Annotated in this window: 23 protein-coding genes; 6 read left to right on the top strand and 17 right to left on the bottom strand. The window is 70.7% G+C overall.

Features of this window, described 5'->3' with window-relative positions:
- Positions 1-66 precede the first annotated feature (66 nt).
- The 4 genes from ACIBM5_RS04940 to leuA all read right to left on the bottom strand — a co-directional run bounded on the left by ACIBM5_RS04940 (position 67) and on the right by leuA (position 4554).
- Positions 67-984, bottom strand: a complete 918-nt coding sequence (locus tag ACIBM5_RS04940; protein WP_396005423.1) for an isoprenyl transferase — start codon at positions 982-984, stop codon at positions 67-69.
- Positions 981-1733 carry a DNA repair protein RecO gene (gene recO, locus ACIBM5_RS04935; RefSeq protein ID WP_396005421.1) on the bottom strand — a complete coding sequence of 251 codons (753 nt, stop codon included), beginning with the start codon at positions 1731-1733 and terminating at the stop codon, positions 981-983. The genes ACIBM5_RS04940 and recO overlap by 4 nt, the downstream gene beginning before the upstream one ends.
- Positions 1734-1803: 70 nt before the next feature.
- A complete protein-coding gene (locus ACIBM5_RS04930) occupies positions 1804-2412 on the bottom strand; it encodes a TerB family tellurite resistance protein (RefSeq protein WP_396005420.1) in 609 nt (202 codons plus the stop codon).
- 384 nt (positions 2413-2796) lie between these two features.
- A complete protein-coding gene (gene leuA, locus ACIBM5_RS04925; protein ID WP_396005419.1) occupies positions 2797-4554 on the bottom strand; it encodes a 2-isopropylmalate synthase in 1758 nt (585 codons plus the stop codon).
- A 309-nt stretch (positions 4555-4863) separates the two neighbouring features.
- Between leuA and ACIBM5_RS04920 the strand changes: the two genes are divergently transcribed.
- Entirely contained in the window at positions 4864-5583 is a 720-nt protein-coding gene (locus ACIBM5_RS04920) for a hypothetical protein (protein WP_396005418.1), read from the top strand.
- Between the two features lie 15 nt (positions 5584-5598).
- Here the strand turns inward: ACIBM5_RS04920 and era are convergent, their stop codons facing one another.
- The 11 genes from era to hrcA form a co-directional block, all read right to left on the bottom strand.
- The gene (gene era / locus ACIBM5_RS04915) at positions 5599-6549 is read right to left on the bottom strand and encodes a GTPase Era (RefSeq protein WP_391582845.1); all 951 of its coding nucleotides are present in this window, start codon (positions 6547-6549) and stop codon (positions 5599-5601) included.
- 81 nt (positions 6550-6630) lie between these two features.
- Positions 6631-6990: a cytidine deaminase gene (locus tag ACIBM5_RS04910; protein ID WP_396005416.1), complete on the bottom strand. Its 360-nt coding sequence runs from the start codon at positions 6988-6990 to the stop codon at positions 6631-6633.
- 95 nt (positions 6991-7085) lie between these two features.
- A complete protein-coding gene (locus tag ACIBM5_RS04905) occupies positions 7086-8414 on the bottom strand; it encodes a hemolysin family protein (protein WP_391582847.1) in 1329 nt (442 codons plus the stop codon).
- 51 nt (positions 8415-8465) lie between these two features.
- Positions 8466-8939, bottom strand: coding sequence for an rRNA maturation RNase YbeY (ybeY, locus tag ACIBM5_RS04900; RefSeq protein ID WP_360304623.1), 474 nt, complete (start codon positions 8937-8939; stop codon positions 8466-8468).
- Positions 8940-8944: 5 nt separating this feature from the next.
- Positions 8945-10114 carry a PhoH family protein gene (locus ACIBM5_RS04895; RefSeq protein ID WP_396005414.1) on the bottom strand — a complete coding sequence of 390 codons (1170 nt, stop codon included), beginning with the start codon at positions 10112-10114 and terminating at the stop codon, positions 8945-8947.
- Between the two features lie 97 nt (positions 10115-10211).
- A complete protein-coding gene (locus ACIBM5_RS04890) occupies positions 10212-11123 on the bottom strand; it encodes a ribonuclease Z (protein WP_396005413.1) in 912 nt (303 codons plus the stop codon).
- Positions 11124-11129: 6 nt separating this feature from the next.
- Positions 11130-11492, bottom strand: a complete 363-nt coding sequence (locus ACIBM5_RS04885) for a histidine triad nucleotide-binding protein (RefSeq protein WP_391582849.1) — start codon at positions 11490-11492, stop codon at positions 11130-11132.
- Between the two features lie 72 nt (positions 11493-11564).
- Complete coding sequence (locus tag ACIBM5_RS04880; protein WP_396005412.1) at positions 11565-12305, bottom strand: 16S rRNA (uracil(1498)-N(3))-methyltransferase; 741 nt, start codon at positions 12303-12305, stop codon at positions 11565-11567.
- A complete protein-coding gene (locus ACIBM5_RS04875; RefSeq protein WP_396005411.1) occupies positions 12302-13369 on the bottom strand; it encodes an NAD(P)H-dependent flavin oxidoreductase in 1068 nt (355 codons plus the stop codon). Before ACIBM5_RS04875 ends, ACIBM5_RS04880 begins: the two co-directional genes overlap by 4 nt.
- Before the next feature lie 238 nt (positions 13370-13607).
- Complete coding sequence (dnaJ, locus tag ACIBM5_RS04870; protein WP_391582851.1) at positions 13608-14738, bottom strand: molecular chaperone DnaJ; 1131 nt, start codon at positions 14736-14738, stop codon at positions 13608-13610.
- Between the two features lie 2 nt (positions 14739-14740).
- Positions 14741-15757, bottom strand: a complete 1017-nt coding sequence (gene hrcA, locus ACIBM5_RS04865; RefSeq protein WP_078979500.1) for a heat-inducible transcriptional repressor HrcA — start codon at positions 15755-15757, stop codon at positions 14741-14743.
- 150 nt (positions 15758-15907) lie between these two features.
- Between hrcA and ACIBM5_RS04860 the strand changes: the two genes are divergently transcribed.
- From ACIBM5_RS04860 to ACIBM5_RS04850, 3 genes are all read left to right on the top strand, one after another.
- A complete protein-coding gene (locus ACIBM5_RS04860; RefSeq protein ID WP_391582852.1) occupies positions 15908-16663 on the top strand; it encodes an MBL fold metallo-hydrolase in 756 nt (251 codons plus the stop codon).
- Positions 16664-16692: 29 nt separating this feature from the next.
- A complete protein-coding gene (locus ACIBM5_RS04855; protein WP_396005409.1) occupies positions 16693-17523 on the top strand; it encodes a DUF3097 domain-containing protein in 831 nt (276 codons plus the stop codon).
- Positions 17524-17595: 72 nt separating this feature from the next.
- Positions 17596-18801 (top strand): WD40 repeat domain-containing protein, encoded by a 1206-nt coding sequence (locus ACIBM5_RS04850; RefSeq protein ID WP_396005407.1) that lies wholly within the window; start codon positions 17596-17598, stop codon positions 18799-18801.
- A 1-nt stretch (position 18802) separates the two neighbouring features.
- Here ACIBM5_RS04850 and ACIBM5_RS04845 read toward each other — a convergent pair whose 3' ends face one another.
- On the bottom strand, positions 18803-19444 hold the full coding sequence (locus ACIBM5_RS04845; RefSeq protein WP_396005405.1) for a Uma2 family endonuclease: 642 nt from the start codon (positions 19442-19444) through the stop codon (positions 18803-18805).
- A gap of 32 nt (positions 19445-19476) precedes the next feature.
- Entirely contained in the window at positions 19477-20370 is an 894-nt protein-coding gene (locus ACIBM5_RS04840) for a phenylalanine 4-monooxygenase (protein WP_396005404.1), read from the bottom strand.
- A 315-nt stretch (positions 20371-20685) separates the two neighbouring features.
- Between ACIBM5_RS04840 and ACIBM5_RS04835 the strand changes: the two genes are divergently transcribed.
- Both ACIBM5_RS04835 and ACIBM5_RS04830 read left to right on the top strand, forming a co-directional pair.
- The gene (locus ACIBM5_RS04835) at positions 20686-22713 is read left to right on the top strand and encodes a dynamin family protein (RefSeq protein WP_396005402.1); all 2028 of its coding nucleotides are present in this window, start codon (positions 20686-20688) and stop codon (positions 22711-22713) included.
- Positions 22710-23828: a hypothetical protein gene (locus tag ACIBM5_RS04830; protein ID WP_396005400.1), complete on the top strand. Its 1119-nt coding sequence runs from the start codon at positions 22710-22712 to the stop codon at positions 23826-23828. Before ACIBM5_RS04835 ends, ACIBM5_RS04830 begins: the two co-directional genes overlap by 4 nt.
- Positions 23829-23862: the final 34 nt, after the last annotated feature.

The following is a 23862-nucleotide window of genomic DNA, read 5'->3' as shown; positions in this document are numbered from 1 at the left end:
TCACCCGTCGACCGTCGCCCACTCGGGCGAGCGGCTCCCCGTGCCGACCGACCCCGCCGGGGCCGATCAGGCCCCCGACGCGGCCGGCGAACCCGACGGCACCGGCTCCGACTCCGGGTCCGGCGCCGCGACCGCGTTCGGCAGCGCGCCGCCGTAGCGGCGATCGCGCGAGGCGTACGTCTCGCACGCCTGCCACATGTGCCGCCGGTCGAAGTCCGGCCACAACACGTCGAGGAAGACCATCTCGGCGTACGCGGACTGCCACAGCAGGAAGTTGGACGTGCGCTGCTCACCGGAGGACCGGATGAACAGATCCACATCGGGCATGTCCGGCTCGTCCAGATACTTGGCGAACAACTTCTCGTCGACCTTCTTCGGGTCCAGCCGACCCGCCTTGACGTCCGCCGCGATCAACGCCGCGGCGTCCGCGATCTCGGCCCGGCCGCCGTAGTTGATGCACATCGCCAGGGTGAGGTTGGTGTTGTTCTTGGTCCGCTCCTCGGCGATCTCCAGCTCCCTGATCACGCTCGCCCACAACCGGGGCCGCCGACCGCACCAGCGGATCCGTACGCCGAGCTCGTCCATCTCGTCGATCCGCCGGTGGATCGTGTCGATGTTGAAGCCCATCAGGAAGCGCACCTCCTCGGGCGAACGCTTCCAGTTCTCGGTGGAGAAGGCGTACGCGGAGACGTACTTGACGCCGATCTGCGCCGCGCCCTCGACCACGTCGAACAACGACGCCTCGCCCGCCGTGTGTCCGTCGGTGCGGGCCAGACCGCGCTCCTTGGCCCAGCGACCGTTGCCGTCCATCACCAGTGCCACGTGCCGGGGCACCAGGTCGGCCGGGATCTCAGGTGGCAGCGCGCCCTCGGCGTGCGGCTTCGGGTCGCGGTACTGCCGCTGCTCGCGAGCGGCCCGGGCGGGTGCCGACTCGGCCCGCCGGCGGCGGGGGAACAGGCCGAAGCGGCCACGCGACTGACTCACGATCTCTCCACCAATCTCAACGAGCGGATACCCCGCTCCAGGTGCCATTGCAGATACGCGGCCACCAGGCCGCTGCCCTCGCGCCGGTGCCGCGGCTCGCTCGCGTCGGCTCGGCCCCAGTCGCCGGTCAACAGCGCACCGAGCAGGGAAAGGGTCTCGGGTGAGGGTACGACGGATCCGGCCGGGCGGCAGTCGCCGCACACCGTCCCACCACCCTGGACGGAGAAGAACCGGTTCGGTCCGTCCAGTCCGCAGCGCGCGCAGTCGACGAAACTGGGCGCGTAGCCCGCCACCGCGAGCGAGCGGAGCAGGAACGCGTCCAGTACCAGGCCGGGCTCGTGGGTGCCCATCGCGAGGGTGCGCAGGGCGCCGATCAGCAGGAGGTACTGCTGGAGTGCCGGTTGGCCGCGCTCGTGGTCGGTGAGCCGCTCGGCGGTCTCCAGGATCGCCGTCCCGGAGGTGTACGCGGCGTAGTCCAGCGCGAGCCGACCGCCGTACGCGCCCAGGGTCTCCGCCTGCGTGATGATCGGCAGACCGCGGCCCGGGAAGTCGCTGCCCCGGGTGAAGAGCTGGATGTCGACGTGCGCGAACGGCTCGACCCGGGCGCCGAACTTCGACTTCGTCTTGCGCACCCCGCGTGCGACGGCGCGCACGATCCCGTGGTCGCGGGTCAGGAGGGTGATGATCCGATCGGCCTCACCCAACTTCTGGGCGCGCAGGACGACACCCTCGTCACGGAGGAGGCTCATGCTCCCATTGTGCCGCGCTCGGCCGACGCGCCGGGTCCGTGCTCACGGCTCGCGGCCGGCCGCGGGCGGCTCAGGGCCCTGCGAGCACGTGATCGACGCGGGCCCGGCCGAGGCCGAGTCGGTCGCCCGCGTGGTAGAGGATCACCCGGTGTGCCGGGTCGTACGCCCCGCCGGCCAGCGCGACCCGGGCCGCGAGGCCGACCAGGTGCTCGCGCCCGGCGACCGCGAGGTGCGGCGCGATCTCGGCGAGCGCCCACGCGGTGTCCTGCGCCATGTGCGCCCCGACGTCGGCGGCGAGCGTGCACGCGTCGTAGCTCGGCATGCCCGCGGCCCGGACCGTCTCCACCGCCGCCGCGCGCACCGCCTCCGCCGCGTGCGGCTCGTCGTCCACGGCCGCCACGACGGCCACCACCAGGGCACGCACCGCCTCGCGCAGCAGCAGCGTCAGAGCGCGCGCGGTCGGCGTCTCCAGCACCGAGACGTCGTGCCGCGTGCAGCACACCGCGCACTCGATGCCGGAGCCGGCCCGCCCGAGCGGGATCAGCGCGACGCCCAACAGCACGAGCCGGCGTCGACCGCCGCCCTTGCGAAAGCGCCGGTCACCACCGCACGCCGGACAGTGGAACTCGCCGTCCCCGATCGCCGATCGAATGGTCCGGATGCCCACGACGAAGAACATGGTGCAGCCCCCTGCGTCCCGCGCGACGGAATGCAGTATTTCCGCCTGCTCCGATGCTGCCACGATTTTCACGAAGCGTCATCGAAAGCGGACGGATGGTTACTTTTGTTCGCCCGGGGCGGCACGCGGGCAGGGTGCGCGGGCCGTCGGGGCAGGCGGCCGGAGTGATCAGTACGGACGGTCGCCCAGGATCGATGCGCGCTCCATCACCCGCACGTGGGAGGAGAGCGGCACTTTAACTCAGCTGAGTTAAATTGGGAATGCGGCCGAGTCGATCCCAAGTCCGGTTCGACGGAGCCCGGTTCGGCAAAAACGCGGGCTCGGTGAAAACGCGACGGCGGTCCCCGGCCGAGCCGGGAACCGCCGTTCGGGAAACCTTCTCGATCACCCGCGCGCGGCGCGGTTGACCGCGCTCACGATCGCCTTGAGCGACGCGCGCACGATGTTCTCGTCCACGCCCACACCCCACAGCACTCGGCCGTCGACCGCGCACTCGACGTAGGCCGCGGCCCGCGCGTCCTCGCCGCCGCTCATCGCGTGCTCGCTGTAGTCCAGCACCCGCGCGTCGAAGCCCAGGCCGCCCAGGGCCCGGACGAACGCGTCGATCGGGCCGTTGCCGATCGCCTCCAGCGTCTGCACCGCGCCGTCCACGCTCATCTCGACGGTCAGCACGTCCTTGCCGTCCGCACCGGAGACCGTGCGGTGACCGCGCAGCTCCAGCCGACCCCACGGGGCGTCCGGCGTGGGCAGGTACTCGTCCTGGAACGTGGCCCAGATCTGAGCCGGCGTCACCTCGCCGCCCTCGGCGTCGGTCTTGGTCTGGATGATCCGGGAGAACTCGATCTGCGCCCGACGCGGCAGGTCCATCCGGTGGTCGGCCTTGAGCACGTACGCGACGCCACCCTTGCCGGACTGGCTGTTGACCCGGATCACCGCTTCGTAGGTGCGGCCCACGTCCTTGGGGTCGATCGGCAGGTACGGCACCGCCCAGTCCAGTTCCTCGACCGGCTTGCCCGCCTCGGCCGCGTCCCGCTCCAGGACCTCCAGGCCCTTCTTGATCGCGTCCTGGTGCGAGCCGGAGAACGCGGTGTAGACCAGGTCGCCCGCGTACGGGTGGCGCGGGTGCACCGGCAGCTGCGTGCAGTACTCGACCGTGCGCCGGATCTCGTCGATCTCGGAGAAGTCGATCATCGGGTCGACGCCCTGGCTGAACAGGTTCATCCCCAGCGTGACCAGGTCCACGTTGCCGGTGCGCTCGCCGTGCCCGAACAGGCAGCCCTCGACCCGGTCGGCACCGGCCATCACGGCCAGCTCGGTCGCCGCCACCGCCGCGCCGCGGTCGTTGTGCGGGTGCACCGACAGCGCGATGAAGTCGCGACGGGTCAGGTTGCGGCTCATCCACTCGATCTGGTCCGCGTACACGTTCGGCGTCGAGCGCTCGATGGTGGCGGGCAGGTTCAGCACGATCTCGCGACCGGCCTCGGGCTGCCACACGTCCATCACCGCCTCGCAGACCTCCAGGGCGAAGTCCAGCTCGGTGTCGATGAAGATCTCGGGCGAGTACTCGTAGCCGAACGCGGTCTCGTCGCCCAGGTGCTTGTCCGCGAAGCGCATCACGTGCTCGGTGCCGGACACCGCGATCGCCTTGCACTGGTCGCGGTCGACGTTGAAGACGACCCGACGGAAGGCGGGCGCCGTCGCGTTGTACAGGTGGACCGTGGCCTTGGGCGCGCCGATCAGCGACTCCACGGTGCGCCCGATCAGTTCCTCGCGGGCCTGGGTCAGCACCGAGATGGTGACGTCCTCCGGTACCGCGCCCTCTTCGATGATCGAGCGGATGAAGTCGAAGTCGGTCTGCGACGCGGCCGGGAAGCCGACCTCGATCTCCTTGTAGCCCATCCGCACCAGCAGGTCGAACATGGTCCGCTTGCGGGCCGGGCTCATCGGGTCGATCAGCGCCTGGTTGCCGTCCCGCAGGTCGGTGGACAGCCAGCGCGGTGCCACCGTGATCGTCTTCGACGGCCAGGTGCGGTCCGGCAGGTCGACGCCCCGGAACGGCTTGTACTTGTGGATCGGCATCCCGGACGGCTGCTGCGTCACGGACGAGGCGGTGATCGGCGTGGGGCGATTCACGGAAGGCATGCGGCTGGTCTCCTGTATGCGAGGAACGGGCTGCAACGGCAGGTAGGCCGGCGACGGGAGGAAACGACATCCCGGAGGCTCCGACGTGCGGACATGCCTCTATCCCCGCGACGGGGGAGCCGGTCTGACCTCTGTCAGAGGGATGAGCCCCCGGCGCGGCGGCTAAGGAGAAGCAGCCACTGACGCATGATCCGGCAACCATACCCGACCGATCGCAATCGTCGGGCCGGCATCCGACATACGAACACATGCGATCTTTTCGGCCGAGCCCCTCGCCCGCCGGCCGAGATCCTCCTACGCTCACTGACCATGAGCTACGACAACCAGGGCCCATACGGACAACAGCCGGGTCAGGGCCAGCCCGGCGGATACCCCCAGCAGGGCGGCCCGGGCTACGGACAACCGCAACAGGGCGGATACGGACAGCAACCCCCGCAGTACGGCCAGCAGCCGCCGCCCGGGTACGGCCAGCAGCCCGGCCCGTACGGTCAGCAGCCGGGATACGGGCAGCAGCCCGGTGGATATCCGCCGCCCACGCCGAGCGGAGGCGGCATGGGCGGCGGGTTGGCGCCGTTCGCGCCGGCGGCGATCGGCGGGGCGATCGGTGCGGTGATCGCGGCGATCGGGTCGTGCCTGGCCTGGATCGGCGCCAAGGGTGAGGGCGACCCGATCAAGGGCCTCGAGGGCGATGGCAAGTGGACCTTGGCCGCAAGCCTGATCGCCGTGATCCTGTTCGGCGTCGGCATCGCGCTGCGCAAGGCTCAGGTCGCCGTGGGCGCCGCGATCGCCGGGCTCGTGGCTCTGGGCTTCGCGATCTGGAACATCGCCGACAAGACTCGGCTGCCGCTCCAGGACGCGGACCTGCCCGACTCCCAGGTCGACCGAGCCAAGAAGCTCCTGGAGAGAATCGATCTCACGGCCGAGTACGGCCTGTGGATGGTTCTGGCCGGCGCCGTGATCACCATCGGCGCCGCCGCCTTCGTCCTGCTGACCGCGAAGCGGAACCAGCCGGGTCCCTACGGCCGCTGACCCACCCGCCCCACCTCAGAACCCGAGCTTGCGGAGCTGCTTGGGGTCGCGCTGCCAGTCCTTGGCCACCTTCACGTGAAGGTCCAGGTAAACGGGCGTCCCAAGCAGCGCCTCGATCTGCTTGCGGGCGCGCGTGCCCACATCCTTGAGCCGCGCGCCCTTGTGCCCGATCACGATCGCCTTCTGGCTCGGCCGCTCCACGTAGAGGTTCGCGTGCACGTCGAGCAGCGGCCGGTCCGCGGGGCGGTCCTCACGCGGGATCATCTCCTCGATGACCACCGCGAGCGAGTGCGGGAGCTCGTCCCGCACACCCTCCAGGGCCGCCTCGCGGATCAGCTCGGCGGCCATCACCATCTCCGGCTCGTCGGTGAGCTCGCCGTCCGGGTACAGCGGCGGGCCCGCCGGCAGCAGCGGCACCAACAGGTCGGCGACCAGGGTCACCTGGCTGTCGCCGACGGCGGAGACCGGGATGATCTCGGCCCACTCGATGCCGACGTCCTCGCCCATCTTCTGCACCGCGAGCAACTGTTGGACCAGCGTCTGCTGGTCCACCAGGTCGGTCTTGGTCACGATCGCGACCTTGGGCGTGCGCTTGGCCTCGGCCAACTCGGCCGCGATGAACTTGTCGCCGGGGCCGACCTTCTGGTCGGCCGGGATACAGAAGCCGATCACGTCGACCTCCGCCCAGGTGGCCCGGACCAGGTCGTTGAGCCGCTGGCCGAGCAGCGTACGCGGCTTGTGCAGGCCGGGGGTGTCCACCAGGACGAGCTGGCCGTCGGGCCGGTGCACGATGCCGCGCACCGTGTGGCGGGTGGTCTGGGGGCGGCCCGACGTGATCGCCACCTTCGTGCCCACCAGCGCGTTCGTCAGGGTGGACTTGCCGGCGTTGGGGCGGCCCACGAAGCACGCGAAGCCCGAGCGGTGGACGGGCGCGGAGGGGTTAGGGCGATCACTCATGGGTGACATTGTCGCTCAAGAAGCGAGCGTTCCTCGCGGCGCGGGTGCGCCGGACGCCTTTCGACCCCACCGGGATCCATCCGACAGGGCCTAGACGGCGACGATCGTACGCACGACCGCGTCCGGGCCGGCCGACAGGATCGGCGTGCCGGCGCCGCCGAGATCGCGCACCGCGGCCAGATCCGCCTCGGCCACCGGGCCGGCCGCGCCGACGATCGCCGCCGCCTCCAGACCGCGTGCGCCGCCCGCGACCGCCATCGCGACGGCCGTGCGCAGCGCCGACAACTCCAGCGAGGGCAGCGCGACCGTGGACGCCGTGTAGGTGCGCCCGGTCTCGTCGCGCACGGCGGCACCCTCGCTCGCCCCGTTGCGGGCCCGGGTGGCCCGGGCCAGGGTGACCAGCTTGGCGTCCTCGGGATCGACGGCGAACTCGGGCGTCTCGGCGCTCACGGGGGCTCTCCTGTTCGGCGCGGTACGGGTGCCGGCACACCCTAACTCGCGCTCGTGTGGAGGTCGCACCCGAGGCGGCGGGCCGGCCCGGCCCGTCAGCGGTTCCGCTCGGACCCCGGGCGGGCGTCCGCGGTGGTCGACGGGTCGTCCCGGTCCGGTTCGACCCGGCCGACCACGATCGTGCCGACCCGGTTGCGCCGGCCCGAGGGGCTCTCCGCGATCAGCCGCAGGCCCTCGACCACGGCCGTCGCGCCCGGGATGGGCACCCGGCCGAGCGCCTTGGCGAGCAGGCCGCCGACGGTCTCCACGTCCTCGTCGTCGAGTTCGAGGCCGAACAGCTCGCCCAACTCGTCCACGGGCAGCCGGGCGGTGACCCGGAACGTGCCGTCGGGGAGTTGCTCCACCGGCGCGGTCTCGGTGTCGTACTCGTCGGTGATCTCGCCGACGATCTCCTCGAGAATGTCCTCGATGGTGACCAGCCCGGCGGTGCCGCCGTACTCGTCGACCACCACGACCATGTGCGTGCGATCGGCCTGCATCTCGCGCAGCAGGTCGTCGGCCGGTTTGCTGTCCGGCACGAAGGTCGCCGCGCGCATGATCGAGTCGACGCTCTCCTTGGCCCAGCCGGGATCGCCCATGGTGCTGCGCCGGGCCAGGTCCTTGAGGAAGACGATGCCCACCACGTCGTCCTCGTTCTCGCCGATCACCGGGATCCGCGAGTAGCCGCTGCGCAGTGCCAGCGACATCGCCTGACGCAGCGTCTTGTGCCGTTCGATGAAGACCATGTCCGGGCGGGGCACCATCACCTCGCGCACGATGGTGTCGCCCAGTTGCAGCACCGAGTGCAACATCTCGCGCTCGTCGTCCTCGATCAGCGAGTCCTTCTCGGCCAGGTCCACGAACGCGCGCAGTTCGGCCTCGGACGCGAACGGCCCCTCCCGAAAACCCTTGCCCGGCGTGAGCGCGTTGCCCAGCAGGATCAGCAGCTTCGGCAGCGGCCCGAGCACGCGGGCGAGTCCGAACAGCACGGGTGCGCCGATGGTGGCCACGGTGACCGGGTGCTGGCGGCCGACGGTGCGCGGGGACACCCCGACGGCGACGTAGGACACCACGACCATGATGCCGATGGTGACCAGCACCGCCTGCCAGGTCTCGGCGAAGTCGTCCATGCACACGACGGTGACCAGGACGGCCGCCGACAGCTCGCACGCGACCCGCACCAGCAGGGCCAGGTTGAGATATCGGGCGGGATCCTGAACCACCGTCAACAGGCGCTTGGCGCCCCGGCGTTCCTCGCGGACCAACTCCTCGGCGCGGACCCGGGAGATCCGCGCGAGAGCGGTCTCCAGGCAGGCGAAGAGGCCGGCCACGACGACCAGGACGATCGCACCGACCACGAGTTGCAGCACGCTGTCAGCGGGCACTGCCGCCCCAGGGCCGGTTCCGGCTCGGGGCGGATGTATCCGGTGGCGGGATCATCCGCGGTCTCCCGCGGCGCGACGGGCCTCCCGCCAGGATTCGAGCAACTCCTTCTGGAGCGCGAACATCTCGCGCTCCTCGTCCGGCTCGGCGTGGTCGTAGCCGAGCAGGTGCAGCACGCCGTGCACGGTGAGCAGGTGCAGTTCGTCGTCCATGGAGTGGCCGGCCGCCGCGCCCTGGCGCTGCGCGACGGTCGGACACAGCACGACGTCGCCGAGCAGCCCCTGCGGGGGGTCCTCGTCGGCCTTGCCGGGACGCAGTTCGTCCATCGGGAAGGACATCACGTCGGTCGGACCGGGCAGGTCCATCCATTGGATGTGCAGTTGTTCCATCGCGGGTTCGTCCACGATGACCACGGACAGTTCCGCCAGTGGATGGATGCGCATACGGTCCAGCGTCCACCGGGCGACGTCCACGATCGCGTGTTCGTCCACCCCCGTGCCGGACTCGTTGGCGATGTCGATGGACATGGCCTTCAGTTCACTTCCCGTTCCACTGTTTGCATGTTCACAACGGTGTGCTTGCCCCGGCCGTTCCGGTCGGCCGGCCGCCGCCCGCGCGAGCCGGGCGCGTCACCGTTGCCGGTGTCGCCGTTCGCGCGACCGTCGGCCTCGACCAGGACGTCGTAGCGCGCGTATGCGTCCACGATCCGGCCGACGAGCTTGTGTCGCACCACATCCTCGCTGGTGAGGCTGCAGAATGCGATGTCGTTCACGCCACGCAGGATCTCCTGCACCACGCGCAGCCCGGACTGGGTGCCACCGGGCAGGTCGACCTGGGTCGTGTCGCCGGTGACCACCATGCGCGAGCCGAAGCCCAACCGGGTCAGGAACATCTTCATCTGCTCGGCCGAGGTGTTCTGCGCCTCGTCCAGGATGATGAACGCGTCGTTCAGCGTACGGCCGCGCATGTAGGCGAGCGGGGCCACCTCGATGGTGCCCGCGGCCATCAGGCGCGGGATCGAGTCGGGGTCGATCATGTCGTGCAGCGCGTCGTAGAGCGGGCGCAGGTACGGGTCGATCTTCTCGTAGAGCGTGCCGGGCAGGAAGCCGAGCCGCTCGCCCGCCTCGACCGCCGGGCGGGTCAGGATGATCCGGGTGACCTGCTTGGACTGCAGGGCCTGGACCGCCTTGGCCATCGCCAGGTAGGTCTTGCCGGTGCCCGCCGGGCCGAGGCCGAACACGATGGTGTGTTCGTCGATCGCGTCCACATAGCTCTTCTGGTTGAGCGTCTTGGGACGGATCGTGCGGCCGCGGTTGGACAGGATGTTGAGGGTCATCACCTCGGCGGGACCGTGCCCGTCGTTGGAGCGGACCATCGCCACCGAGCGCTCGACCGCCTCCTCGTTGAGCGGCTGGCCGGTGCGCACGATGACCAGGAGTTCGTCGAAGAGCCTGCGGACCAGGGCGACGTCGGCCTCGGTACCGGAGACGGTGACCTCGTTGCCTCGGACGTGGATGTCGGTGTCGGGGAACCCCTGCTCGACCACTCGCAGGAACGAGTCGCCGGAACCGAGGAGCGCCACCATGGGGTGCTTGGCGGGGATCGTGATCTTCGCCTGGGCCTGCGCGGCCGGAGTTTCGCGCGTGCTCTCGCGCGCGGTGTTCTCGGAGCTCGCGCCTCGCGCGTTCGTCGTGGGAGCCATGGGCGGCCTTGGCGGCCTGATCACGCCTCATTTCCGTGCTCGGGAAGCGGTTCGATGCTGCTCAATGGTAACTCTCCGGACCCGGCGGACCCGGGGATTATTCCGGCACCTGCCGCCGCCTCGGGACCTCGATCCGGTCCAGGTCGTGCGCCGCGACGGTGTCCGGGAAAACCTCCCGGGCCTGCTCCAGGAGCGGTGTCACGTCGGCGTAGCGCTGCGAGAAGTGGGTCAGCACCAGCCGGCGCGCGCCCGCCTCGGCGGCGATGCCCGCCGCCTCGCGGGCGGTGAGGTGGCCGACCTCACGGGCGAGGTCGGCATCGGCGTCGGCGAACGTGGACTCGCACACGAGCAGGTCCACGTCGCGGGCGAGCTCGACCGCGCCCGGACACATCCGGGTGTCCATCACGAACGCGAACTTCTGCCCGGGGCGAGGCACGCTGACCTGTTCGAGGGTGACCTCGCCGACTCGACCCTCGCGCTGGATCCGGCCCACGTCGGGCCCGGATATGCCGTGTGCGGCGAGCAGGTCGGGCACCATCCGACGGCCGTCCGGCTCGACCACCCGGTAGCCGTACGACTCGACCGGGTGGGAGAGCAGACGTGCCTCCAGGGTGAACGGCCCGGCGGGCAGTTCGACGTGCTCTCCCGCCAGCGGGTGCTCGATCAGCACGGCGGTCTCGTGGAACGCGGTCGCGTGGTGCAACCGGTCGAACCACCGCTGTCCGCTCGCCGGGTAGTGCGCGGTCACCGGGTGCGCGACCCGGTCCAGCGACATGCGTTGGATCACGCCGGGGAGGCCGAGGCAGTGGTCACCGTGGAAATGCGTGACGCAGATCCGGGTGATGTCGTGCGCGGCCACCCCGGCGTGCAACATCTGCCGCTGGGTGCCCTCCCCGGGGTCGAACAGCAGCCCTTCGCCGTCCCACCGCAACAGGTAGCCGTTGTGGTTGCGGTGCCGGGTCGGAGCCTGGCTCGCGGTGCCGAGGACGACGAATTCCCTGGTGGACACGTTCGACTAGCCGGGAGGCCAGCTCAGCCCGCGACCGCCGAGGAGATGCGCGTGCACGTGGAAGACGGTCTGCCCGGCGCCTGTACCGGTGTTGAAGACTATCCGGTAGCCCGCTTCGGCGAGGTCCTCGGCGGCTGCGACGACCGCCGCCTCGGCGAGCAGGGTGCCCGCCAGTTCGGGGGCCTCGGCGCCCAGTTCGCCCGCGTTGGCGTAGTGCGCGCGCGGGATGACCAGGACGTGTGTGGGCGCCTGCGGGTTGATGTCCCGGAAGGCCACCACGTCCTTGGTCTCGTGGACGATCGTGGCCGGGACGTCGCCGGCGAGGATCTTGCAGAACAGGCAGTCGGCCTGGGGTTCCCCCGCAGCCATGGGTGCCTCCATCGGGTCCGAGTCGATCACGGGCGGTCGCCCCGATCGTAGTCAGGTGTACCGCCCGACGCGTCAGCCCCAGCGGCCGGATCGGGCCAACAACACGGACGCGGCCGAGACGCCGGCCGTGGAGGTGCGCAGCACGGTCGGGCCCAGACGGTACGCGCTCGCGCCTGCCGCGGCGAAGGCGGCCAGTTCGTCCGGCGACACCCCGCCCTCGGGGCCGACCACCAGGACCAGGTCGCCCTCGGTCGGCGTGGCGGCGGTCGCGATCGGCGCGTCGGCCGACTCGTGCAGCACGCCCGCGAACGCGGCGGCGCCGAGCAGCGCGGCCACCTGGCGCGTGCTCATCTGCTCGGTGACCTCGGGCAGGTGCAGCCGGCGGGCCTGCTTGCCCGCCTCGCGGGCGGTCGAGCGCCACTTGGCCAGCGCCTTCGCGCCGCGCTCGCCCTTCCACTGGGTGATGCAGCGGGCGGCGGCCCAGGGCACGATCACGTCGACTCCGACCTCGGTCATCGTCTCCACCGCGAGTTCGCCGCGGTCGCCCTTGGGCAGTGCCTGGACCACCACGATCCGGGGGGCGGGGGCGGGTTCCTCGGTGCGCGAGTCGACGTCGACGTACAGCGTGTCCTTGCCCTCGGTGCGGTTGACCGTGCCGTGCACGGCCAGTCCGGCGCCGTCGGCCAGGACGATCGGCTCACCGGCGACGAGGCGGCGCACCGTGACGGCGTGTCGACCCTCGGCGCCGTCCAGGACGACCTGCCGGCCGTGCCGGATGGCCTCGCCGGGGGCGAGGAAGACGGGGGCGCTCACGCATGTGCCTTTCGGGCGGCGGCCATCTCGTGGACGAGCCGGTTGATCACCTCGGCGGCGGGCTCCTCGCGGGCGAGGCGCCAGCCCTGACCGGCCCACAGGGCCAGGCCGTCGGCCTCGCCCCGGGCGGCGGCGGCCTTGCGGATCGGCGAGACCAGGTGGTGGACGTAGGGGTAGACCCCGGGGGCCTCGGCCTCGTGACGGGCCACGAAGCCGTTGCGCAGTCCCCGGGCCCAGCGGCCGGAGAACGCGCGGGTGAGCACGCTGCGGTCGAAGGCCGGATCGGCCAGCGCGGCCTTGTGCGCGGCGGGCGCGACGGCTTCCGGGCAGCGCAGGAAGGCGGTGCCCAGCTGGGCGGCACTCGCGCCGGCGAGCCGCACCGCCTCGATCTGCCGGCCGGTCATCAGGCCGCCGGCGGCGATCAGCGGCAGTTCGGTCTCGGCGGCGACCAGCGTGAGCAGGGTGAGCAGGCCGTACGGGGCGGGCTCGTCCGGATTGGCGAAGCCGCCCTGGTGCCCGCCGGCCTCGGCGCCCTGTACGCACAGCGCGTCGACCCCGGCACCGGCGGCGACGCGGGCCTCCTCGGGCGTGGTGACGGTGGCCACGGTCAGCGTGCCGGCGGCCCGCAGCGCGGTGATCGCGGCGGGGTCGGGCAGACCGAAGGTGAAGCTCACCACCGGTACCGGGTGGGCGAGCAGCAGCGCGAGCTTGGCGTCCCAGTCGTCGCGTTCCGAGCCGGGGGCGGGCGTGCCGACGGTGCCGCCGTAGTGCGCGGCGGCTCGGGCCAGCGACGCCGCGTAGCGCCGGGTGAGCTCGTCCTGGGCGCGGGTGGGCGCGGGGTGCGGCATGAACGCGTTGACCCCGAACGGCGCGTCGCCGATCAGCGCGCGCAGTTCGTCGATCTCGGCGGCCAGCGCGTCGGCCGAGCGATACCCGGCGGCCAGGAAACCGAGCCCGCCCGAGCGGATGACCGCCGCCGCGAGGGCGAAGCCGGCCGCACCGGCCATCGGTGCCTGCACGATCGGCAGCGCGGTCAGCCGGGTGGGGTCGGTCGTCGTCGGCATCATGCTCCCCGTTCGCTCGGAGGACGGCTCGGCTCGCCTCGTCCGACCAAGCCTAGGACCGACCGAGCCTGGGACCGACCGAGCCTGGGACGTGCCTCGCCCCGACCTCGCGGCACAGGTCCGCCGTGGATACGTGCACACGCGCCGGACGGGCCGATTTCGGCCCGTCCGGCGCGTGCGCACATCACGACACACCCACCCCGGACACTCGCGCGCGCTGTGCGTGCCGCGCGTCGGTTCAGCGACCGTTGAACGCGTCCTTGAGGCGGGAGAACAGGCCCTGCTGGCCCGGCGTGAACTGGCCGGAAGGCCGTTCCTCGCCGCGCAGCTTGGCGAGCCGTCGCAGCAGCTCCTCCTGCTCGGGGTCGAGCTTGCTCGGCGTCTGCACCTCGACGTGCACGACCAGGTCGCCCCGGCCGCCGCCGCGCAGGTGGGTGATGCCGCGTCCGTGCAGCGGGATCGACTGGCCCGACTGGGTGCCGGGGCGGATGTCGATCTCCTCGGTGCCGTCCAGCGTCTGCAACGGCACCTTGGTGCCCAGCGACGCCGCCGTCATCGGGATGGTGACCGTGCAGTGCAGGTCGTCGCCGCGCCGCTGGAACGTGGTGTGCGGGACCTCGACGATCTCCACGTACAGGTCGCCGGCCGGTCCGCCGCCGGGGCCGACCTCGCCCTCGCCCGCGAGCTGGATCCGGGTGCCGCTGTCCACGCCCGCCGGGATCTTGACGGTGAGCGTGCGCCGCGCGCGGATCCGGCCGTCGCCCGCGCACTCGGGGCACGGGTGCGGGACCACGGTGCCGAAGCCCTGACACTGCGGACACGGCCGCGACGTCATGACCTGGCCCAGGAAGGACTTGGTGACCTGGCTGACCTCGCCGCGCCCGCGACACATGTCGCAGGTCTGCGCCGAGGTACCCGGGGCCGCGCCCTCGCCGTTGCACGTATTGCACGTGACGGCGGTGTCCACCTGGATTTCCCGGGTGGTGCCGAACGCGGCCTCTTCGAGGGTGATCTCGATCCGGATCATCGCGTCCTGGCCGCGGCGCGTGCGCGAGCGCGGTCCGCGCTGGCTGGCCTGGCCGAAGAACGCGTCCATGATGTCGCTGAAGCCGAAGCCGGCCTGGCCGAAGCCGCCGCCCGCGCCGCCCCCGGAGGACAGCGGGTCGCCGCCGAGGTCGTACATCTGTCGCTTCTGCGGGTCCGAGAGGACCTCGTAGGCGTTGTTGATCTCCTTGAACCGGTCCTGCGTCTTCGGGTCCGGATTGACGTCCGGGTGCAGCTCCCGAGCGAGCCGGCGGAAGGCCTTCTTGATTTCCTCCGGGGTGGCGTCCCGCCGCACCCCGAGGACCTCGTAGTAATCGGTAGCCAACTCTACGACTCCGCGAGGATCTGTCCGACGTACCGTGCCACGGCGCGCACCGCTCCCATCGTTCCGGGGTAGTCCATTCGGGTCGGCCCGAGCACCCCGAGCTTCGCCAGCGTTTCCTGCCCACTGCCGTATCCGACGGCGACCACCGAGGTCGCGGCCAGTCCTTCGTGCATGTTCTCGTGTCCGATCCGCACGACCATGCCCGGGTCGGTCGCCTCACCCAACAGGCGCAGCAGCACGACGTGCTCCTCGAGTGCTTCGAGGACCGGGCGGATCGTGTTCGGGAAGTCCATGCCGAAACGGGTCAGGTTGGCCGTCCCGGCCAGGACGACCTTCTCTTCCTTGTGCTCGACCAGGGTGTCGAGCAGGGTCGCCAGGATGTCCGCCACGATCGGCCGTTCCTCGGCGGTGAACGGCTCGGCGAGATCCTGGACCAACAACGGCACATCGGCGAACCGCTTGCCGGTGATCCGGCTGTTCAGTCGCGCACGGACGTCGGCGAGCAGGTTCTCGCCGACCGGGCCCGGTGTGTCCATCACCCGCTGCTCGACCCGACCCGTGCTGGTGATCAGCACGAGCATCACGCGCGTGGGCGCCAGGGTGAGCAACTCGACGTGCCGGATCGTCGAGCGGGTCAGCGAGGGGTACTGCACGACGGCGACCTGATGGGTCAGCTGCGCCAGCAGCCGCACCGTCCGGCCCACCACGTCGTCCAGGTCCACCGCGCCGGCCAGGAAGGTCTGGATCGCCCGGCGTTCGGCGCCCGACAGCGGCTTGACGCCCGCGAGCCGGTCGACGAACAGCCGGTAGCCCTTGTCCGTGGGCACGCGGCCGGCGCTGGTGTGGGGCTGCGTGATGTAGCCCTCCTCCTCCAGCGCGGCCATGTCGTTGCGAATGGTGGCCGGGGAGACCCCGAGGTTGTGTCGGTCCGCGAGCGCCTTGGAACCCACCGGCTCCTGGGTCGCCACATAGTCCTGCACGATGGCACGCAGCACGTCCTGCTTGCGATCGTCGAGCATGGTGCGCACCTCCCTGACCCGTTCTTCCACCCGTTGCCGTGTCCCGTCGGCGGTGGTTCGTCCCACTGGTTGGCACTCCGTCCCGCCGAGTGCCAGTGTACGGGTCACCCGATCCGGACCGTACCCCTGAGTCCGTGCCAAGGTTGACGCATGCTACGCGCCGAACAGCCGAAACACGCCACCTGGGAGCCGATCGCACCGGGCGTCCTGCGCCGCCGGCTGCCCGGCTTGGAACTGAATGTGGCGGTCGTCACGGGTCGCGAGGGGATCCTGCTCGTGGACACCGGTTCGCATGACCACGAGGCCGCCGACCTGTTGGCCTCGCTGGCCCGCGAGCTGCCCGCGCACGGATTGCCCGACCGGGTGGTCGCGGTGGTGAACACACACGGTCACTTCGACCACTGCTACGGCAACGACGAGGTGCTGCGTGCCTTCCCCGACGCCGAGGTCTGGGGCCACGCGGATCTGCCGGCCTATCTGGAGCGGTACGCCGACGCCGGTCGGGCGAGCGGCATCTCGCACGGCTTCGACCCGGAGCTGATGAACGCCGCGCGGATCGTGCCGCCGACCCGCACGGTGACCCGCGAGCAGCCGGTGACTGTGGACCTGGGCGGGCGCGAGGTGGTGCTGTACGCGCCGGGTCGCGGACACACCGACCACGATGTGGTCGTGCACGTGCCCGACTGCGGCGTGCTGATCGCCGGCGACATGGTGGAGGAGAGCGGGCCGCCGGTGTTCGGCTCGGATGCGTTCGCCGCCGAGTGGAGCGATTCGCTGGCCCGGGTCCGGGCGCTGGACGCGAGTGTCTGGCTGCCCGGACACGGTGCGGTGGTGGACGAGGAGTTCGTGATCCGACAGAACCACTGGCTGGCCGAGGTCGCCGCCGGGCGCGTCGTACCGGACTGACGCACCGTCACCCGGCTAGCGTCACTCTCATGCGCAGTTATGGACCCGAGTCGCTGATCCCGGGATGGAAGAAGGACAAGCCCGTCCCCGAGGTCGAGGCCGAACGCGATCTGGTGGTGGAGGAGGCGTCCACCGGCTTCTGCGGTGCGGTGGTCCGGGTGGAGAAGACCCCGGAGGGGTTCACCGTCACCCTGGAGGATCGGCACGGCCGACTCCGGGTCTTCCCGTTGGATCCGCGCGGGTTCCTGATCGACGGCGAGGTCGTCACCCTGGTCCGCCCGCGTACGCCCGGACCCGCGCGCACGCCCGGGCGGACCGCGTCGGGTTCGGTGGCGGTCCGGGGCGCCCGGGCCAGGGTGGCGCGGGCCGGCCGGATCTATGTGGAGGGCCGGCACGACGCGGAGTTGGTCGAGCGGGTGTGGGGCGACGACCTGCGGATCGAGGGCGTGGTCGTGGAGTATCTGGAGGGCGTCGACGATCTTCCGGCGCTGGTGCGCGAGTTCGCGCCGGGCCCGGGTCGACGGCTGGGCGTGCTGGTGGACCACCTGGTGCCCGGCTCGAAGGAGAGCCGGATCGCGGCCCAGGTGACCGGCGATCAGGTGCTCGTGGTGGGACACCCCTATATCGACGTGTGGCAGGCGGTCCGGCCCGCGTCGGTGGGCATCGCGGCGTGGCCGGACGTACCGCGCGGTATGCCGTGGAAGGAAGGGGTCTGCGCGGCGCTCGGCTGGCCGGTGGATCCGCCGCAGGCGTGGCGTCGCATTCTCGCCGCGGTGGATTCGTACCGCGATCTGGAACCGGCGCTGCTGGGGAAGGTGGAGGAACTGATCGATTTCGTGACGTCCCCGTCCGAGGTGTGAGCCGCGTCCGCCACCCGATGCCCGCTTCCCGGCCGCGTGTTCGCCGCGCCGGTGCCGCGCTAGCGTGCTCCGATGCGACAGGAACAGGTCACGCTCGTGCTGCCGGACTCGGCCGGGCCCAAGTACCGGAGATTCGGCGTGTCCGGCGCCGAGTTCGTCCGGGCCGCGTGGTCGGGGAGCGGGAAGGCCCGGGAGACGCGCAAGGAGTTCGCGGACCCGGCCGCCGCCGTGGTCGCGCTGCGGCGGGAGGCGGACAAGGCGCTGCGGTCCGGATTCGTCCGACTGGGCGGGGTGGAGGATCCCGTGGCGCTGGAGTTCATGCCGCCGGGCAAGACCTCGTCGCGGGCGCTGGACCTGCATCCGGACGGGCACACGGTGCTGATCGCCTACGACGGTGCGATCCGTCTCGTGGACGTGGCCACCGGGGTTCGGCGCACGGTGCACGCGGTGCCGACGGCCGAGCGGCTGACCGGCATCGACAGCGTGTTGTTCGATGCGACGGGAACGGCCGTGGTCTACACGGTCGGCGGCGCCACACGCCGGTTCGACCTGACCACTCTGCATGAGGAACAGCTCGCCTGTTACCGGCAGTTCGAGGATGCGCTGTTCAATCCGTACACCGTGCAGCCGTCCTGGGACGCGGCCCGCCGACGACTGGTGGTGTTCGACGCCGGCGACCGGGTGCGCGTCCTGGACGCGGCCGGCGCGCAGGTGTTCGAGGTTTCGACGCAGTCGGCGACCACCGAGTGCCGGGGGGCCGCGCTGTCGCCCTCGGGCCGATTGTTGGCGGTGTGGCGGGTCAGCCGCGGGGTGGTCTACGGGCACCGGGACGCGACCGACGATCCGACCAACGAGGTCGAGGTGTGGGACGTGGAGACCGGTCGCCCGACCGCTCGGGTGCCGCTCGCGTGGGAGATCGGCGACCTCGGCTTCGATCCGAGCGAGACCCTGCTCCTGGTCAACCAGAGGCGGGTGAACGGCCCGTTCGCACTCTCGATCGACACCGGCGAGCCGGCCTGGCACTTCACCAACCCGCACCACCCGAACGGCTGGGCCACGTGCTACGCGTGGGCCTACTCGCCGGACGGCCGGCGGATTGCGATCGGCGGCCACCGCACGGGCGCGCTGCACGTGTACGACGCGAACCTGCGCGAGGCGTCCGGCCGTCCACTCCCCGGCTACGACGACCAACGCGTACGCCGCCTGGCCTTCTCCACCGACGGCACCCTCCTGGCCACGGGCGGCGACTTCGGCCGGGTATTCGTACGGCGGGTGTGAATCAGCCGAACCTCGCGGTGCTCAGCGCCATCGAAAACGGCTCGGGCAGATCGAGCAGGCGCCCGAACGGTCTGACCTGGATCCTCGTGTAGTCGCCGTCCTCCGGGTTCGAGAACAACGAGGTTCGGTGTACATCGCGATCGACCAGCAGATAGAACGGAATTTCAGCTCGCGCATAGGAACGGCGTTTTTGCTCTCGATCCAACTCCGGCCGTCGATCGGTGACCTCGAGAACGAGGAGCACCTGCGAACACGGCATCCAGGCGGCGGCGCCACGGAAGACGTCCAATGCCGCAGGCACGAAAACCCCATCCGGAATGACGTGATTGGGAGGAAATGCGCCGATGCTCGGCGTGATCAGGCCCTTGTTCCCGGAGAAATGCACGTCGATGGCCGCATCCGCATGAATCCGCCGGATCACCGATGAGATCACGTGTTCGTGACTCCCGGGCGGCGTCACCCTCACCACGACCTCCCCGTCGACCAATTCGGGCCGCAGGTCGGGTGGGGTGTCCAGTTCGTGGAACACCTCCAGGAGGATGGCCGCCTGGGTATCGAGCTCTTGTGTCATCACGCGCCTCCCGGGGTGTCGACCCGAGATTACGAGCAGTTCGGTCGGGTGATCGAGTTGATCTTCGATCACCCGACCGAGTGAACGACCGCGTGAGGAGGGGCCTACGGCGTCTTCGCCGACGCCGTCAGGGCGGCGATCGAGTCGTCGGTGCACGTGGCCCAGAAGGTGCCGACGAGGTCCTCCAGGTGGGTCATCGAGTGGGCCGCGTACAGGATGTCCTGGTAGTGGGTGATGTCGTACTGCATCGTGCCCATCGCCACCAGGTCCAGTTCGCGGATGTCGACGGTGCGGAACTCGCGGATCTCGCCGTAGGACGACAGGATTCCCGCGCCGTAGGCCTTGAGTGCGCCGTCCTCGTGCATGACGCCGAATTCCAGGGTGAACCAGAAGACCTTCGAGACGAACTCCAGCGCCTCGCGGCTCTCCACCCGGCGGGCCGCTTCGCCGGCCACCCGGTACAGCGCGGCGAACCGGTCCGAGGCGAGCATGTTGGCGTGCCCGATCACCTCGTGCACGACGTCCGGCTCGGGTGTGTACAGCGGCACGCTGTGGTGGCGGATGTACTGGGTCGAGTGGAAGTACGAGTCGGCCAGTGATCCGTAGAAGTCGCGCAGCGGGACCAGGCCGGCCGCGGGCAGGTAACGGAACCCGGTGAGCGGTTGCAGTGCGCCGCTGACCTCCTCCAACTGGGGGATCCGGTCGGTCGGCAGTTTCAGCCGCGCCGTGCCCTCCAGGTACTCCGAGACCGCGTACTCCGCATGGGAGACGGACAACTCGTGCGAGACGAGGCGCCAGACCTCGTGCTCCTCTTCGGTGTACTCGACCTCCGGGATCGGGTCGCCGCGCCGGTGGTCCAAGGCCAGCTCCGCGATCCGATTCCGGCGCTCGCGGTACACCGCGTCCGCGAACCCCGGGTGGCTGCGGGACAGCTCGACCTCGACGCCGCCGTCGGCCCTACGGGTGACCGGGGCCAGATACTGGGCCTCCTCGAACATGCCATCTCCTGATCGCATCGGAATCGACTCGCCGGACGAGCCGAGGCACCCACACGCAACCAGTATGCGTCGAATTCGTACCATTCATACCGATCGGGCCGAATGGGGCGACGACGTGGATCAGGTGCGAGGGATCGCCTCGGCGCCTATATCGCACCATTTCGACGGCCGTCTCACAAGGGCCACAGAGGTTCCACCGATCGGTCCGGCCTGCATCCGAATCCACCGAGACGGGATTCCGGACCTCGTGACAGGATCGCCCGTACATCGGGGAGGGCACCGTCGGGAGGGGGCGCGGTGGTGGATTCTCGCGGCATGGCCGGGGATCGTTCGAAGCGACGCGATGTGGTCGAGGCGCTCACCGAGACCTCCGACCACCTCGACTTCGCACTCGCCATGGTCCGCCGCATCGTCGGCGATCAGGAGCGACTGACCCAACTGACCGAACGCATCCGCGAGATCGAGACGCGCCTGCGCGACGACCGGTACTACCTCGCCGTGATCGGCGAGTTCTCGGCCGGCAAGAGCACCTTCATCAACGCGCTGCTGGCCGAGGATCTGCTGCCCACCTCGGCGCTGCCCACCACCGGCGCCGCGACCAGGATCACCCACGGTGACGAATTCTCCGTCGAGGTGCGCTTCAACGGCGACGGGATCCGCTACGTCTACCCCTCCGGGCGGTACACCGGCGCGGCCAGTCCGCTCGGCCGGATGCTCGCGCATCTCGCCCCGGACGTGCCCGTTCCCGACGACACGGCCGGCATCCTGCGGCTGCTCACCGCCGACGACACGATCGCGCCACGGGTACGGAGTCTGGAGGTCCGCCACCCCGCCGACGCACTGCGCGACGGGCTGGTGATCATCGACACGCCCGGCACCAACGCCCGCGTCGGACACACCGAGATCACCCGCACGGTGATGCGCGACATCGCCGACGTCGCGGCGGCGCTGACCGCGTCCACGTCGCCCTCGCCGGTGTCGCTGGCCGAGTTCCTGACCGACGCGCTCGACCCCGGGCAACTGCGCCGCTGCATCGTCCTGGTCACCAAGATGGATCACATCGACGAGGACGAACGCGAGGACCTGCTCGCGCACGTCCGGCAGCGGTTCGCCCGGATGCTGGGCACGGCCGACCCGGTGGTCGAACCGGTCGCCGCCGAGCCGGTGGTCCGACTCGCCTCGGGACGACCGCTGCGCGGGCCGGAACAGGCCTACTGGGCCGAGGAGTTCCCGCGCACGGTGGCCCGACTCCGGGACCTGATGCAGCGTCAGCGCATCGTCGCGGTGTCCGACCACCTGCTGCGGCTCCTGGAGGACCTGCTCGACGAACTGCGCCGCGAGGTGACCCTGGCCGAGCAGCGGCTGGACGCGGAGGAGGCCGAACTCGCGGATGCCCGCATCGCCGACATGGCCGCATTCGTCCGGGCCCAACACGGCGAGACCGCACGCCTGCTGGGCGCCGGCGCCCAGCGTGCCCAACAGGCGGTCGGCGGCATGGCCCCGCAGTGGTGGCGCTACACCCAGGCCGAGATCGACCACGCACTCGACGGCGCGGAAACCCCGGACGAACTGCGCGCGGTGATCGCGGTCCGCGCGCCGGAACTGATCCGGCAGGGCCTGCCCCGGATCGGCGACATCGTGCAGCAGGCCGTCACCGGCGCGCTGGCCACCGCCGCCGAGAGCGCCCGGTCGGCCGCCGACGCCGCGTTCGAGGCGGCGTACCGCAAGCTCGGCGCCATCCACCGACCGGCCGGACCGGACCGGGTCACCGTGCTGACCGGGCATCAACTCGCGGACGCGGCGATGCGCGCCTATCAGGACTCGGTCTCCGGAGTCACCCAGCAGATCCGCGCCGTGCGACTGGACCCGACCACCCCGCGCACCCCCGGCGCGCGGATCGGCGGCGCCCTGGACCAGTGGTTCGGCGGCGCCCGAAACGGCGACCCGGGCGCGCCCTCCGGCCGGGCCGGCTTCGGTGGATTCATGGCCAAAGTGGCCGATTCGCTGTCATCCACTGACATGACGGCTCTGCGGAACCGCGCACGCGCCGAAATGCATCAGACACTGCGAACCGTCGCCGACGGTTTGTCCCGACAGATCGACGAGGCCGTCGGCACGGCCACGACGCACTACTCGCTGGACGTCTCACAACACGTGGACCGCTACCGGGCCAGGTACGAGGCGACGGTCGCCGAACTGGTGACCGAGCATCACCGCCGTGAGGATATTCTCGCGGCTCGCAGAAGCCTGTTGCAGGACGCGGACAGGCAGACGGAACGGCGCCGCGACACGGTGAACAACCAACGCGAGCGCCTCACACGCCGGGGGGAATTCGGCAGATGAGCGACTACACGCACGACGACGACCTGTTCGCGGTGGTCTCCGACGACACCATCGACACACTGGACACCGCCGACGGGGGCACTGTAGCGGCGGCACCACTGTGGGAGACCGACGCGGGCGGCGAGAGCAACGGCGGTACCTACCCCAACTCCACTCTGCCGTACACGGACCCGAACTTCGATCCGCTCAACGACCCGAACTACGACCCGTTCCACGCGGACAGCGACGGCGACGGCCGGATCGACGCGTACGACCCGCACATGTTCGACCCCAACGACAACAACGAGCCCGTCCCCACGCCCAGTCGGCAGTGGTACGACGACCAGGTCGCCAACGACCCGTACGCCGATCCCTACGGCGACCCGTACGCGGACCCCTACGGCGACCCGTACGGCATGGATCCCTACGGCGAGCCGCAGGGCAACGACCCGTACGCGGACCCGGCGAGCTACCCGGGCACGGGCAACACCGAGCCCGGCGTGCCCGCCGCATGGGGCGCGGTCTCCGACGAGCAGGGCAACTGGCAGTACCACGCGCCGGACAACTGGACGCCCGCGCAGTTCGACGGCTTCGGCGACCCGGTCGGCGACGCGCAGTACTGGCAGCAGCAGGTCAGCCCGACCAGCTGCGCGGTGGTCTCCCAGGGGATGATCCTGGAGAAGCTCACCGGTCTGCCGCTGGACGAGAACGCGCTGATGACCGAGGCTCAGCAGGCCGGCATCTACGACCCCGAGAACGGCACCAGAACCGACGACATCGGCAAGCTGCTCGAAATGCACGGCGTGGACACCGACATGGTGCCGGGCGCCGACATGCGGCAGATGCTCGACGCGCTGGAGAAGGGCGACCAGGTCATCGTCGCCCTGGACGCGCAGGAGATCTGGTCCCCGATGCAGGACCCGGCCACCGGTGCGCCGCTGGAGCAGGACCCCACGATGGGACACGCCGTGTGGGTCACCGGCATCGACACCCAGCCCGACGGATCGGTCTACGTCCTGCTCAACGACCCGGGTGCGCCGTTCGGCCAGACCGAGCCGATTCCGCTGGCGGACTTCGTCAACGCGTGGCAGGACCGGGACACCACGATGATCGTGGCCCACCCGACGCACGCCTGATCGTTCGACATCACAACGGATTCGATGGGAGTAG

The sequence above is a fragment of the Embleya sp. NPDC050493 genome (assembly GCF_044458105.1).
Classification (GTDB): Bacteria; Actinomycetota; Actinomycetes; order Streptomycetales; family Streptomycetaceae; genus Embleya.
Note: the sequence above shows the minus strand (reverse complement) of the source record. Positions and strands in the feature narration are given on the sequence as shown.

Coding starts and splice junctions, on each gene's coding strand:
- recO (WP_396005421.1), bottom strand. CDS start 1,733: ATGAGCCTCCTCCGTGACGAGGGTGTCGTCCTGCGCGCCCAGAAGTTG.
- ACIBM5_RS04930 (WP_396005420.1), bottom strand. CDS start 2,412: ATGTTCTTCGTCGTGGGCATCCGGACCATTCGATCGGCGATCGGGGAC.
- leuA (WP_396005419.1), bottom strand. CDS start 4,554: ATGCCTTCCGTGAATCGCCCCACGCCGATCACCGCCTCGTCCGTGACG.
- ACIBM5_RS04920 (WP_396005418.1), top strand. CDS start 4,864: ATGAGCTACGACAACCAGGGCCCATACGGACAACAGCCGGGTCAGGGC.
- era (WP_391582845.1), bottom strand. CDS start 6,549: ATGTCACCCATGAGTGATCGCCCTAACCCCTCCGCGCCCGTCCACCGC.
- ybeY (WP_360304623.1), bottom strand. CDS start 8,939: ATGTCCATCGACATCGCCAACGAGTCCGGCACGGGGGTGGACGAACAC.
- ACIBM5_RS04895 (WP_396005414.1), bottom strand. CDS start 10,114: ATGGCTCCCACGACGAACGCGCGAGGCGCGAGCTCCGAGAACACCGCG.
- ACIBM5_RS04885 (WP_391582849.1), bottom strand. CDS start 11,492: ATGGCTGCGGGGGAACCCCAGGCCGACTGCCTGTTCTGCAAGATCCTC.
- ACIBM5_RS04875 (WP_396005411.1), bottom strand. CDS start 13,369: ATGCCGACGACGACCGACCCCACCCGGCTGACCGCGCTGCCGATCGTG.
- hrcA (WP_078979500.1), bottom strand. CDS start 15,757: ATGCTCGACGATCGCAAGCAGGACGTGCTGCGTGCCATCGTGCAGGAC.
- ACIBM5_RS04860 (WP_391582852.1), top strand. CDS start 15,908: ATGCTACGCGCCGAACAGCCGAAACACGCCACCTGGGAGCCGATCGCA.
- ACIBM5_RS04855 (WP_396005409.1), top strand. CDS start 16,693: ATGCGCAGTTATGGACCCGAGTCGCTGATCCCGGGATGGAAGAAGGAC.
- ACIBM5_RS04850 (WP_396005407.1), top strand. CDS start 17,596: ATGCGACAGGAACAGGTCACGCTCGTGCTGCCGGACTCGGCCGGGCCC.
- ACIBM5_RS04840 (WP_396005404.1), bottom strand. CDS start 20,370: ATGTTCGAGGAGGCCCAGTATCTGGCCCCGGTCACCCGTAGGGCCGAC.
- ACIBM5_RS04835 (WP_396005402.1), top strand. CDS start 20,686: ATGGCCGGGGATCGTTCGAAGCGACGCGATGTGGTCGAGGCGCTCACC.
- ACIBM5_RS04830 (WP_396005400.1), top strand. CDS start 22,710: ATGAGCGACTACACGCACGACGACGACCTGTTCGCGGTGGTCTCCGAC.